Annotated in this window: 12 protein-coding genes; 10 read left to right on the plus strand and 2 right to left on the minus strand. The window is 49.3% G+C overall.

The genetic code is table 11. The features are described from left to right. Position 1: 1 nt before the first annotated feature. From NST07_RS15750 to NST07_RS15770, 5 genes are all read left to right on the plus strand, one after another. Complete coding sequence (locus tag NST07_RS15750) at positions 2 to 1,036, plus strand: Gfo/Idh/MocA family oxidoreductase (protein ID WP_341092938.1); 1,035 nt, start codon at positions 2 to 4, stop codon at positions 1,034 to 1,036. Positions 1,037 to 1,116: 80 nt separating this feature from the next. Then, positions 1,117 to 1,629: a peptide-methionine (S)-S-oxide reductase MsrA gene (msrA, locus tag NST07_RS15755; RefSeq protein WP_341092940.1), complete on the plus strand. Its 513-nt coding sequence runs from the start codon at positions 1,117 to 1,119 to the stop codon at positions 1,627 to 1,629. Between the two features lie 287 nt (positions 1,630 to 1,916). Further along, complete coding sequence (locus NST07_RS15760) at positions 1,917 to 3,107, plus strand: cell wall-binding repeat-containing protein (protein WP_341092942.1); 1,191 nt, start codon at positions 1,917 to 1,919, stop codon at positions 3,105 to 3,107. 80 nt (positions 3,108 to 3,187) lie between these two features. Continuing rightward, positions 3,188 to 3,919 carry a response regulator transcription factor gene (locus NST07_RS15765; protein WP_341378500.1) on the plus strand — a complete coding sequence of 244 codons (732 nt, stop codon included), beginning with the start codon at positions 3,188 to 3,190 and terminating at the stop codon, positions 3,917 to 3,919. Continuing rightward, a complete protein-coding gene (locus tag NST07_RS15770) occupies positions 3,916 to 5,298 on the plus strand; it encodes a HAMP domain-containing sensor histidine kinase (protein ID WP_341092946.1) in 1,383 nt (460 codons plus the stop codon). Before NST07_RS15765 ends, NST07_RS15770 begins: the two co-directional genes overlap by 4 nt. Before the next feature lie 90 nt (positions 5,299 to 5,388). On the opposite strand, the gene NST07_RS15775 is transcribed toward NST07_RS15770, so the two are convergent. Then, complete coding sequence (locus tag NST07_RS15775) at positions 5,389 to 6,426, minus strand: alpha/beta hydrolase (RefSeq protein ID WP_341092947.1); 1,038 nt, start codon at positions 6,424 to 6,426, stop codon at positions 5,389 to 5,391. Between the two features lie 101 nt (positions 6,427 to 6,527). On the opposite strand from NST07_RS15775, the gene NST07_RS15780 reads away from it, so the two are divergent. After that, positions 6,528 to 7,124 carry a TetR/AcrR family transcriptional regulator gene (locus tag NST07_RS15780; protein ID WP_341092948.1) on the plus strand — a complete coding sequence of 199 codons (597 nt, stop codon included), beginning with the start codon at positions 6,528 to 6,530 and terminating at the stop codon, positions 7,122 to 7,124. Positions 7,125 to 7,163: 39 nt separating this feature from the next. On the opposite strand, the gene NST07_RS15785 is transcribed toward NST07_RS15780, so the two are convergent. Next, positions 7,164 to 7,649 (minus strand): DUF6803 family protein, encoded by a 486-nt coding sequence (locus NST07_RS15785; RefSeq protein WP_341092949.1) that lies wholly within the window; start codon positions 7,647 to 7,649, stop codon positions 7,164 to 7,166. Between the two features lie 111 nt (positions 7,650 to 7,760). On the opposite strand from NST07_RS15785, the gene NST07_RS15790 reads away from it, so the two are divergent. The 4 genes from NST07_RS15790 to NST07_RS15805 all read left to right on the plus strand — a co-directional run bounded on the left by NST07_RS15790 (position 7,761) and on the right by NST07_RS15805 (position 13,319). Then, positions 7,761 to 8,459, plus strand: coding sequence for an HAD family hydrolase (locus tag NST07_RS15790; protein WP_341092951.1), 699 nt, complete (start codon positions 7,761 to 7,763; stop codon positions 8,457 to 8,459). Positions 8,460 to 8,976: 517 nt separating this feature from the next. Further along, a complete protein-coding gene (gene thrS, locus NST07_RS15795; RefSeq protein ID WP_341092952.1) occupies positions 8,977 to 10,890 on the plus strand; it encodes a threonine--tRNA ligase in 1,914 nt (637 codons plus the stop codon). A gap of 147 nt (positions 10,891 to 11,037) precedes the next feature. Continuing rightward, positions 11,038 to 11,634: a GNAT family protein gene (locus NST07_RS15800; RefSeq protein WP_341092954.1), complete on the plus strand. Its 597-nt coding sequence runs from the start codon at positions 11,038 to 11,040 to the stop codon at positions 11,632 to 11,634. Between the two features lie 176 nt (positions 11,635 to 11,810). Beyond that, positions 11,811 to 13,319, plus strand: a complete 1,509-nt coding sequence (locus tag NST07_RS15805; RefSeq protein ID WP_341092956.1) for a hypothetical protein — start codon at positions 11,811 to 11,813, stop codon at positions 13,317 to 13,319. The last annotated feature ends 7 nt before the right edge of the window (positions 13,320 to 13,326 follow it).

A 13,326-nucleotide genomic window follows, 5' to 3' on the forward strand; every position in this document is an offset into this window, starting at 1 on the left:
GATGACAATACTTGGAGCAGCCATAATCGGCTGCGGGGCAATAGCTCCCTTGCACGCCAAGGCGATCGCGGCACAATCAGGGGGACAACTGCTGGCGGCCGTAGATATTGATGGGGCCAAAGCGGCAGCATTTGGAGAAGAATATGGCTGCGGTGCGCTAACGGATTATAATGAGCTTTTGAACAGATCTGATATTGATATCGTCCACCTGTGTACACCGCATGATCTGCATGCGCAGATGGCGGTCGATCTGCTGCAGGCAGGCAAACATGTCTTAACGGAAAAACCGATGGCGGTTGACCTGCCTTCTGCCCAGCGCATGCTGAAAGCTGCGGAGCACAGCAAAGGCCAACTCGGCATCGTATTTCAGAACCGCTACAATGAACCCTCTATCAAAATTAAAGAGACCATTGAATCCGGTGTGCTTGGGCCGCTTGTATGTCTGAAGGGGATTGTCACCTGGCATAGGTCACCTGAGTACTACAAGGAGAGCAACTGGAGGGGGAAATGGACCTCAGAGGGCGGTGGGGTGCTGATCAATCAGACGATCCACACGCTGGATCTGCTGCAATGGTTCGGCGGTGAGATCACATCCGTGCAGGGAAGTGTAAGCACAGATGTCTTGGACGGAGTTATTGAAGTGGAGGATACGGCACATGCATGCATAACCTTCAGGAATAAGGTCAGAGGACTTTTTTACGGCAGCAATGCCTACCTGGTTAACTCACCTGTCGAGCTGGAAATAGTGTTCGAACAAGGGACGATGCTGCTGCGGAGGGATTGCCTGTATCTGTGGAAGGACGGCCGGGAAACGCTGCTCAGTGAGCCGGGGGTGTCAGGTATTCAAGGCAAGTCGTATTGGGGAACGGGGCATCAAAGACTGATTCATGACTTTTATGACCATGTCCGCGAAGGGAGACAATTCTGGATTGACGGATCAGAAGGACTCAAAACACTGGAACTGATCGCAGGCATATACAGCTCCTCCGGGAATGAAAAAAAGACTCATCCTTGGCAGACCGCTCCCTCAAATTGACTTTAGACAGATTTAGCCTTATCTTCTTAACATACGTTATAGTATGTAGAGATTTATAGATAGGGAGAGGGATTACAGGTATGGAACAGGCAATGTTTGCTGGAGGCTGCTTCTGGTGCATGGTTACACCCTTTGAGGAATTGCCCGGTATACACGGAATTGTATCAGGCTACGCCGGGGGTTCAGTCGAGAATCCAAGCTATGAACAGGTCAAGACAGGCACTACAGGACACTATGAGGTAGTGCAGATCAGTTTTGATCCGGCACTTTTCCCGTACGAGAAGCTGCTTGAGTTGTTCTGGCCGCAGATTGACCCGACTGATGACGGAGGACAATTCCAGGACCGGGGAACGCAGTACCGGACTGCGGTATTTTATTATAATGAAGAGCAAAGACTGGCAGCTTTGGCTTCCAAAGAGCAGGTAGCGGCCAGCGGGCGTTTCGAGGGACCTGTCGTTACGGAGATCCTGCCCGCACCGGTCTTTTACCCGGCAGAAGACTATCATCAGGATTATCACAAGAAGAACCCGAAGCATTATAAGGAAGACCGGGAACAGTCCGGCCGGGATACTTTTATCGCGAAGCACTGGTAAGTACAGAAGAAGACTGATCAGGATCAGCTGGACGGAGCACTTTCCGTTCAGCTTTTTTAATTATAAGAACTTATATGCTTCACGCTATAAATTATCCTTCTAATTCTCGCTGAAACGGATACCGTCCTTTTGAGGACGGCGAATCCGTTTCCACTTGCATTCACTTTCAGGCTGCTCCAATTCCTACTTAATACTCATTCTTAAATTGTTGGAATTCCACATTCTTTCTACACATTTGATGGGTAAACTTCTAAGTATCCGTGATAGCTATGAATGGAGGGATACACATGAAGAAAATCATACAATTAAGCGCTGTGACCTTGCTGCTTGGTACGGTGCTGACCGCCTGTCAATCGGATAAGGAATCAGCAGCTCCGCAAAGTGAACAGAATTCTTCTGCTGCAATTTCTATGCCCTGGATTGCGACCAAAAACACGACCCGGATCAATACCTCGGACCCGGTTCAGGCAGCAGTACTGGTGTCCCGGTCTTTATGGACGGCAGAAACCAAGGCCAACCGTCCTGCAAGCGTAGTCCTAACCAATGCGGATAACTGGCAAATTGCTGCAGTGAGTACTGACTTAATCCACCATCCGAGCAACGGACCGGTCTTGTTCTTGAGTAAAGACGGCATTCCGGAGGTTACCTTAGAAGAGCTTAAGAGGCTGAATCCGCTGGGTGCCGAGAGCAATGCGGGCATCCAGGTCGTTCTGGTAGGATCCGTCGCGGACGGTGTGGAAGAGCAGCTTAAGGCACTGGATTTAAAGGTGGACAAGATAGAAGGCGAAGATCCTGCTGCTGTAGCTCAGGCGATTGATGCTTATTATGCCAAAGTATCCGGCGAACTGCCGCAGAGTGTAATTATCGGCTCAATGAACAGCCCCGAATATACGCTGCCTGCAGTCAACTGGATTGCGCATATGCCTGAGCCTTTGTTATACGTAGCGAAGGATGATATCCCGGCCTCCACGGCAGAGGCGCTCAAAAAGCGCGGAGGCAATGCTGCCATTTACCTTCTAGGCCCAGCTTCTGTTGTCTCGGGAAAAGTAGAGGAGCAGCTGGGAGCATATGGTACGGTAACCCGCATCTCTGGTGATGATCCTTATGCGAATGCGATTGCTTTTGCCAAATTCAAGGATGAGGTAAGCGGCTTCGGCTGGGGTATCACGACTCCGGGCCATAACCTATCCTTATTGACGAAGGATTCCACCATGCTGGCCATCTCCGCTGCGCCATTCTCCCATTTGGGAAAACATGCACCGTTAATCTTTACGGAACAAGACGGACTACCGGATTCGGTCATGAATTATATGATGGAGCTTCAGCCCAAGTTCAAGGATTCACCGGCAGAAGGTCCCTATAATCATGCCTGGCTAACCGGCGATACCGGCACAATAACCAGCAGTACACAGAGCGAAATAGATGACATGCTCGAAATAACCTCCGCCTCTGGAGACAATCCCCATTCGGGGCATTAAAGCAAGCTGGCTGGCTGCGGGACATCCGTGGTCGGCTTGTTCTTTGTTTTTAGGTATAATTGAAAAAAGAATAAAGAAACTTGGCCACGAAAAGGGTGAACAGCTTGTCCAAAGCACAGGTTCTCATCGTTGACGATGAATGGAACATGCGTAATTTGCTGCGCATTTATTTGCTGCAGGAGGGTTTTTCTACTAAGGAAGCCTCCACCGGGCACGAAGCCCTGACCATGATAGAGAAACATAACTTCGACCTGATCCTGCTGGATGTAATGATGCCTGACATGGATGGCTGGCAGGTCTGCCAGGCGGTAAGGGAGAGCAGTCAGACGCCCATTCTGATGCTTACCGCACGGTCTGAAACGAAAGATAAAGTACATGGCCTGGGCATCGGTGCGGATGACTATTTAACCAAACCGTTTGAACCGGAAGAATTGCTTGCGCGAATCCATTCTCTCCTGCGGCGTTCGAATATGTTCCGGGTTTCCGCGTCACAGGAGCAGGCGCTGGAGCACCCGGAGTTAAGGATTTATCCGCAGGCACGAGAAGTACAGGTTCAAGGTGAGAGAATCCTCTTTACCCAGAAGGAATTTGATCTGCTGTATTTGCTGGCGCGCAGCGGGCAACGCGTGTTTACCCGGGAAGAATTGGTGGAACAGCTCTGGGGCAATGACTACGGCGGCGAGACGCGGGTTATTGATACGCATGTTAAGAATATCCGCGAGAAGCTGCTGAAGGCAGGTCTTTCCTATGTTCCGGTGCAAACCGTCTGGGGGCTCGGCTATAAATTCCAGATTCCCGGTAATGTCGAATGAAAAACAACATCATCGGCTTTAAGCTGGGTGTCGTGATTATGTCGGTGTTTCTGATTGTTCTGCTCTCACTCGGGATAGTGATAGACCGGATGTTTACAAGCTTTTATTACCAGGAAATGCAGACGGAAGCTGAGGAACTGGCCTCCCATTTCACAGCGATGGCCGAATCCAAAGATACCACGAACGGTCAAATGATGATGTCCTTTGCAGAGTTTTCCAATGTCAGTATCTTTAACATCTCTTTGGATGGCAACGTAATGCTGCACTCCGGTTTTCACGATTCTACAGATCGCTCCTTTATCCGGGCTCAGGATATGCAAGCTATTTTCACCGGACAAAGGGTAAGTTTCTTGTACAAAGACCCGTCCGGCTACCGTTATTTTGTTACTGGACAACCCATCTCAAGCGTTGACATTATTACCTCGGCACTTTATGTGATGTCTTCCACGGAGAATATGGAACATTCCCTGTCTACGGTGAGAGATATACTGCTGCTGTCTGGTCTGGGCGCCTTTGTGCTTGCTTTAGCCATCACTTGGTTTATCGCCCGCATATTATCGCGACCGCTTGTCCAAATGCAGAAGGCTACGCGCAAGATTGCGGCTGGTGAACTGGAAACGCGGCTCACGATCAGCAGCAACGATGAGATTGGCTTTCTTGCTGTTGCCATCAACGATTTGGCTATGGATCTGCAGCACTACAGGGATACACGTCAGGAGTTTCTCGCTAATATTTCCCATGAGCTGCGGACGCCGATCACCTATCTGCAGGGGTATGCCAAGGTGGTCAAGGGAGGGCTGTATGAGACGGAAGAAGAAAAAACACTCTACTTGGACATCATCGACCAAGAGGCGCACCGGATTCAACATCTGGTAGACGATTTGTTCGAATTGGCCAAAATGGAAGAAGGGAAAATACCGCTGAATCTGGAGGAGGTCGATTTGGCGCTGCTCGTCGATCAGGCGGTCCGCAAAGTCGAATTGACTGCTAAAGAAAAAGGGTTGCAGCTAAATTCCAGCTGTACCGGTGAATCGTTCGGTTTGCAAGGGGATGGCAAACGGATGGAGCAAATCGTAATGAATCTGCTGGAAAACGCTATCCGTTATACCGATGCAGGAGAGGTCAGCGTCCAGCTGGATTTTCGCGTAGACTCAGCTATATTTATCGTCGAGGACACTGGGATTGGCATTCCTGAGGAGGAGCTTCCGTATATCTTTGACCGGTTCTACAGAGTAGAGAAATCACGTTCACGGCAGTACGGAGGCACCGGTCTGGGGTTGTCCATTGTGAACAAATTGGTGGAATTGCTCGGGGGCGAGATTGAGATTACCAGCAGGGCCGAAGCCGGAACACGGTGTAGGGTTGTTTTTTATAAATAGCCGGATTTCATGGCCGTCTCATTATATGGTCACGGACCCGAACCCGGTCCATAAACAAGACCGGGTCCGGGCACGTGAGCATAATGTGAATTATTGAGGGGATGGTGACTGTAGTTGTGTCAGCAAGCTGCGGATCGTCTGAATGACGAGATCAGGTTCGTCGTGAATAATCATATGTCCGCTATGGGTTGCGACAGTCTGCTTGCTGTCTGTGGAAAGGTCCAACATTTTGCGCTGACCTTTTTGCCAGATATCTTCCAGCTTTTTACCGGCAGCTTCGGAGAAGCCAAAGCCTGCATAATCCTGAGGAATTCCTCGTGACAGGATTCTTACCGGAAGAGACCCGAGGTTCTGGCCCCGAATAGCGTCCTCTGTGGTATGTGCCAGATTTCCTTCTTGTTCTTTAGCTTTGAAGTAACTAGGCTTTGAAATGACATTTATGAACTGCCCTCTATCTTCTTTTGCAACCAGGCCATCCAGTAACACATCCTGGAATATACGCATAGCGCCTGATAATTTCAAGACTTGCAAGACTGATGCCGGGGGATTGCCTGCGAATTTTTCCGCAGTCAGAATAGGTTTGGTCTCGCGCTCGTCATCTTCCGGTCTGGCATCAATCAGTACCATTCCAGCAACCTCATCCCGGTAAGTATCAGCAAATAGCCGGGCATACATCCCACCCAAAGAATGCCCAACTAGCAGGTAAGGCCCGTCGATTCCCTCCCGTTCTAATGCCGTATGCAGCTCACGAACGATATTTTCTCCCGTGCGTGCTGTAGGTGCCTTCTCACTCCAAGCATATCCGGCTCGGTCGTAGCTCACAACAGTTGCGAATTCGGACAGCTTCTCAGGAATATCCCTCCAGGACAAACTGGTTTCACCGCTTCCGGATTCAAGAATAATGGTTGGGGAGCCCTGTCCTAATTTGTTAATGTGCAGCTTGTATCCGCCTGCATCAACCAGCTTGCCGGGAGGCTGGTATTTCTGTTCTGCATTTTTGGATGCCAGCCATTCATAAGCAAATCCCGACCCGAGCAGTAAAATTATGCAGGTGAGCAGGGTGAAAGTTACTTTTCTCCAGATCTTTTTTTTGGATCGTTTCTCCGGTTGTTGTGGTTGAATAGTCATAAAATAATGCTCCTCTTTCGATGTTTTATTTAATACAAACGTATTATATAAAACATTATAGCACATTGTATTATAAAAAGATAAGCAGGTATAATAGAGATATGCCAAAAAAAGTTGATCATGAGAAACAAAGAAAACGGCTTGCCGACGCCGCTCTGAGAATTATACATAACTCGGGTCTTGAACAAGCCACTGTCCGTAATATCGCAAAGGAATCCGGTTTATCGGTAGGGTCGATGCGTCATTATTTCTCTACCCAAGCGGAATTGTTCGCATTTTGCATGAATCTTTTTCTTGCGAGAATTGAACAGCGGGTGGAGGGATTCCAGCCGGAGGGCAACTTGCTGCAGGATATGAAACGTCTGCTGCTGCAACTGATTCCGCTGGATGAAGAGAGAATTATGGAAAGCGAGGTTTGGTTTTCTTTTAATGCCAAGGTGTTGATCTATCCGGAGTTATCGAAACTGAACGACCGGATGCAGGAAGAGGTGTACAAGGTTTCCAGGTTTGTCATTACAACATTAGTGGAACAGAAGGCGGCGAAGCCGGAGCTCGATATTGATCTGGAAGCGGAGAAATTGTATGCGCTGATTGACGGGTTGGCCATGCATCAGCTGATGCAGCCCGGGCGGTTGTCCGATGAGCGCCTTGAGCAAATGCTTGAGCAGCACTTACTTATACTGTGTGATCTTAAATAGGGGCCAATCCAATATCGGAGAGGCCCCTTCGAAGATTGATTAATGATTCATCCCGGCCATGCTGCCCATAATTTCCGGGTTGATCATGCCAAAGATCATGGCGATATGCGCCACCACCAGGAAGCCGCTGATCAGCATGAAATGCAGCTTCAGCTTGCTCTCTTCCGGATATTTGCGTCCTATCAGGCCGAGGTCAAGCAAGGCCAGCGGCAGCAGGAAGAACACGCCGCTCAGATAGAAGCCTACCGCTACTACGTCCACCCAAGTATGCCACTCGCCATTTACGGTGAGCGGGACAAACGCGGTAGGGAATAAATAGAGAAAAACGCCGGTAAAATAAAGTCCGGCAAGAATGCTGCAGATCCGGTTAAACGCTCTGAGCGGTCCGTTCAGCTTCTTGGTAAACAGGATGATAAATTCTGTAACGGTGATCGTCTCTGCAAAAATGACCGGAATCGCCATGAAAAGAATTAAGTTCCAAGGCTGGTTGTCCGCAAGCAGGGACATGTAATGCGTCATATTCATGTTAAGTCCTCCAGGAATTAAAATCACTTCACCTGTAATGTTAAAAGATAAGTATGTGGAAAGTATGGGGAAAGGCAGGTATGATTGAAAAAGCTGCAACGGATGAGGGGAATGAGTCTGCAGAAATTGAATTTGGAGGGAGCAAGGCGTACGTCAATGGGAGAACTGAAGAGTATTTTATTTGATTTGGACGGTACGTTAACCGACCCCAAAGAGGGGATTACCAAAAGCGTGGAGTACGCGCTGAACAAGTTCGAAATAGAGGTAGAGCATCTCGATTTGCTTATTCCTTATATAGGGCCGCCGTTATATGATTCTTTTATCCAGATCCAGGGTTTTACCGCGGATAATGCCTTAAAGGCTGTTGAATTTTACCGGGAGCGTTACCGTACATTGGGGATGTTTGAAAACAGTGTGATTTCCGGTATTCCGCAATTGCTGGAAGAGCTCCGGCTGAAAGGATACAAGCTTTATGTAGCCACCTCCAAACCAACAGTATTTGCTGAGGAAATCCTCCGGCATTACGGCTTGGATGGCTACTTTATGCACACTGTTGGCAGCAATTTGGATGGCACACGTTCCAAGAAGCAGGAGGTAATCCGGTATGTGCTGGATCAAAGCGAGATTGCCGCGGACCAGGCACTGATGATTGGAGACCGGGAGCATGATATTATTGGGGCAAAAGGCTGCGGTGTGGCCTCGCTTGGGGTAACCTTTGGCTATGGTTCGGAGGAGGAGCTTGTGAACGCAGGGGCCGATTATATCGCACATCAAGTAAAAGAGGTTGGTGAGATTATCTCACGTCTCTAGCTCAATACAAGGGGCAGCAGACGTTAATCTGTCGCTCAAAGCGTCTTTTACCCGTTTGGTTAGCTTACAAGGACAAAAAAACTATTTTTCACCTGTGTATTGACTTTTCCGTGTTTGATTGAGTAATATGTAACCAGCAACACCATAAACACCATAAACACCATAAACACCATAACCAAGGCAATGACCAAAGACATGAGTTCCTTCACGGACTGACCAGAGAGAGAAGTGCAAGGTGAGAGCTTCTTACAGAACCGGCCGGAATTTACCCCTTTGCAGCCGTGGCACTGAACCCCTCCTGCTGTTAGGAAGGCTGTAAATGTCACCGTCTTATCCCCGATATCGGATACCAATAAGGATCTTGCCGCTTTACTTCCGCCGAACAGCAGGGGGTTGCTATCGCGCAGATCAAATTAGGGTGGAACCACGAGCTAAACGCACTCGTCCCTTTCTGGGATGAGATGCGTTTTTTTGCGTTCAAACATACAAAAAAACTTGAAGAAATGGAGGCTGAATCATGGAGATCAAAGCAACACTGCCGGATGGAACAATTAGGAGGTATTCGCGTAACACCACGATTGCACAAGTCGCAGAATCCATAAGTCCTACACTGAAGAAAAATGCAGTAGCCGGTAAACTTGACGGCAGACTTGTTGACTTTCATCAACCGATTATACAGGACAGCCTCGTTGAAATCGTAGTGCTGGACAGTGAAGATGGCCTGATGATCCACAGACATAGCACAGCGCATCTGTTGGCTCAAGCCATTAAACGTATATACGGTGATAAGAACGTCAAGCTGGGCATTGGCCCGGTCATCGAAGACGGATTCTATTATGATGTGGACATCGAGAAGCCTTTGTCTATAGACGATCTGGCTGCGATAGAGGCGGAAATGGGCAACATTATCAAAGAGAACCTGCCCATAGTCCGCCGGGAGATCAGCCGCAGCGAGGCGCTGAAGACTTTTGAGGCGTTTGAAGAGCCGCTGAAGCTGGAACTGATCCGGGATCTGCCGGAGGAGGCAGTAATCAGCATTTATGATCAAGGCGAATTTTCGGATCTGTGCCGGGGGCCGCATCTGGCCTCGACAGGTGCGATCAAAGCCTTCAAGCTGCTGAGTGTAGCAGGTGCATATTGGCGGGGAGATTCCAGTAATAAGATGCTGCAGCGGATTTACGGGACTTCTTTCCCGAAGAAAGCGCAGCTGGAAGAGCATCTGTATATGCTGGAGGAAGCGAAGAAACGCGATCACCGCAAGCTGGGCAAGGAACTGGAGCTGTTTATGTTCTCCGAGGAAGCGCCGGGAATGCCATTCTATCTGCCGAAGGGCATGATCGTCCGTACTACATTGGAGGAATTCTCCCGGGGGCTTCAGCGGGAAAGGGAGTACAGTGAAGTCCGTACACCGCTGATGATGAACAACCGGCTGTGGGAGCAATCCGGACATTATGATCATTTCAAAGATGAAATGTACTTTACAGATGTAGATGAGAACAAGTTCGCGCTTAAGCCGATGAACTGCCCGGGTCATATGCTGATTTATAAAAACAGCCTGCATTCCTACCGGGAGCTGCCGATCCGCATTGCGGAATACGGCCAGGTTCACCGCCATGAATTCTCCGGCGCGCTGAACGGAATGATGAGGGTCCGTACCTTTTGTCAGGATGATGCCCACTTGTTCGTTCTGCCAGAACAAATTGAGGAAGAGATCGGCCGGGTACTCGCCTTGATTGACCATATCTATAAAGTATTCGGCTTTGAGTACAAGGTAGAGCTGTCCACACGGCCGGCAGATTATATGGGAGCCGAGTCACTGTGGGATCAGGCCGAGTCGGCGCTGCAAAAGGTGCTGGAGAAACGCGGCATCCCTTATCGGGTGAATGCGGGAGACGGAGCTTTTTACGGGCCGAAGATCGACTTTCACATTCTGGACGCGCTCAAGAGAAGCTGGCAATGCGGAACTATCCAGCTGGATTTCCAGATGCCGGAGAAGTTCGACCTGTCTTATATCGGAGAAGATGGCCAGAAGCACCGGCCTGTCGTTATTCACCGTGCGGTCTACGGCTCCATTGACCGGTTCATGGGTATTCTCATTGAGCATTACAGCGGGGCATTTCCGGTATGGCTGGCCCCTGTGCAGGCCAAACTGCTGCCCGTCTCCGAGCATTTTGCCGATTACGCTTATGAGGTGAAGCAAGCGCTGGAAGCGGCAGGAATCCGGGTCGAGCTTGATCAACGCAAGGAAAAGCTGGGCCTGAAGATCCGCGAAGCTCAGCTGGAAAAGGTGCCATACATGCTCGTCCTTGGAGAAAATGAGCAGAATTCCGCTACTGTCTCCGTAAGACAACGCGCAGTAGGCGATCTCGGCACTGTAAGTGTTCAGGAGATTATTCAGCGTATCCTTAGCGAGATTGCCGCCCGGCAATAGGTGTTTCTACATTATAATGTAACTCCAGTGACTGCTCCGTTTTCATAGACGGGGCAGTCATTTTACGTAAATAGGCAGACAAGGATGTTTCGGGTATTTTATAATAATCTCGGGCTTGATGAATAGACAATACTGGAGGCGTCCTTTGTGATTACAAACAACATCAAACAACTAAACGGCAAGTTTATCAAGCTTATTCCTATGGAAGCCGATCATAGGGCGGAGCTGCTCAAGCTCCTGCACAATCCGCAAATCTGGGAATACACCTGGCGGAAAATAACAACAATCGAACAAGTGCGACAACTAATAGAAACTGCGCTGCGCAATAAGGAGAATGGGGCCGACCTTCCTTATGTCATGATTGAACAAGCTTCTGGAAAAGTCGTCGGCACCTCGCGGATTATGTATTTGGACCGGATTCACCGTAATGCGGAGATTGGCTGTACGTGGATTTCACCGGAGTATTGGAGAACGCCAGTCAATACCGAATCCAAGTCACTTTTGCTGCATTACTGCTTCGAAGAACTGGGGCTGATCCGGGTCAATTTTACGATAGTCGGATACAATCTGAGATCACAGAAAGCCATTGAACGTATTGGCGCTGTAAAAGAAGGCGTTCTGCGCAAGCACAGAATTACGTCGGAGGGCACCGTTCTTGATAACGTACTCTATAGCATTATTGACGAGGAATGGCCTGCGGTCAAAGAGAATCTGCATTACCTGCTGAATGTTAAATATTCGTAGAACTATCCTCAATTCATTGGTATAATAGAAACATATATTCCCCAATAAACGTAAGTTATCAGTGGTACCCAGCCCATATTTCTCCCTTCATGGGGCAGATATGGGTTTATGTTATTTTGTGAGGGCTATGCAAAAATGCTCCTAAACTACGAAGTGATGGCGAGGTTGGCGCAAGGATGAACTGGTCTGATTTTGGTGAACGGAACAAACGCCTTAACCCCCTGTGGACGCTGGGGGCGGGCATGAATCTTGGAGAGCTGCAGCCTTATAAGGAAATGATTGCGCTGAGTGTGTTGCTGCAGGTCTATTATCTCGAGCTGGAATCCAATGAAAGAAGAGCCAAAGAGGATATTATTGAGCTGGCCTGGAGCTCATTGGAGCGGTTTAATATTGCCAGGTTTGGCACCATCGAATCTGTGGAACGGCTGGTAGACGGGCTGTTGTGGAGCGGGGGCGGCGGGGATTTCGAAGCCTATTATTATGAAGATTCAACCCGGCAGATGACTCTGCAAAAGTACAAATACTTTACGGTAGACGAGGATGCGACCCGCACCAGTTGGGAAGAGAGCGGCAAGACAGTTTACCGCCTTTCCGAATATGCGATGGAGCTTATCTTCATGAGCCATGAGATTATAGAAGAGTTCCAGATTAGCATTAAACTGCTGGAGATCCAAATGCATATTAAGCATGGACGCGTCACCCGGGCGATGCAGGATGTGGGTGAACTGATCTCGCGGGTTCGGAAGATGACCCAGCAACAGCAGGAATACCGCAATGCGCTGCGGCGCAACCCGAAGCATATGTTCAGCGAATACGGGGTTATGCGGCATCAGCGGCTGGAGGAAATTCACCAGCAGTTTGATGAAGAACGCAAGCATTTTGATAATATCCACCGTTCCCTGGCCCGGTTGGCGAATGACGAGAAGGATGTTATCGACTTTAACGAGCTGCGCCTGTTATCCGAACGGGTGGAGCTGTCAAGAAAAGTACATGACGAGCTCGCGGAGGTTGTGCTTAGCATTTTTGAAGCCGAAACCAATTTAAGACTGAACTTTCCAGAGCTGTTCTGGGGAGCAGCCGGTTTTAATTTCCGCACGAATGTATGGGAGGAATGGGTGAAAGCCGAAGGCCTGCCGAGCGGGGACAGTCTGGAAACCTTGATTAGCGGACTGTTCACACCGAGCCAGGACTTTATCTACCCCCTCGCCTGGGCTTGGGAAGAACAGGATGTCGGTTTTCTGCCCGAAGAATATCTGGATGAGCCCGATGAAGAAGGGGAGGAGCAGCTTGCAGCTTATACGCCTAAGTCTATACCTTGGACTGAGGTTGCGGAGCTGTGGAAACCGATTTTTACCGAGCTTGCCGGCAAAGGACGTTTTACGTTCAAAGCGGATGCTTTCTCTCCTGAGGAACAGTCCCGATGGGCGCGGCTCCCGGATGCCATTGACCTGTGGGTACAATTCTTTCATACAGAGGTCATCATACAGGAGTATAACGAAGACAACCCGGGCGGAAGTGACGAGTGCCAGAAGCTGATTCAGCGGCTGCTTACGGATTGTCCCGAGCTGGAAATGCTGCGGGGTAAAGTGCTGCGGACAACCATACTTGAACCGGATCAGGGGACAAGCGTGAGTTGGCCCGGTCTGGAAATGAGCCCTTATACCATTACTATAGTAGAGAGGTGAGAGAATA

It is taken from the genome of Paenibacillus sp. FSL L8-0340 (assembly GCF_038593145.1).
In the GTDB taxonomy this organism is placed as follows: Bacteria; Bacillota; Bacilli; order Paenibacillales; family Paenibacillaceae; genus Paenibacillus_AQ.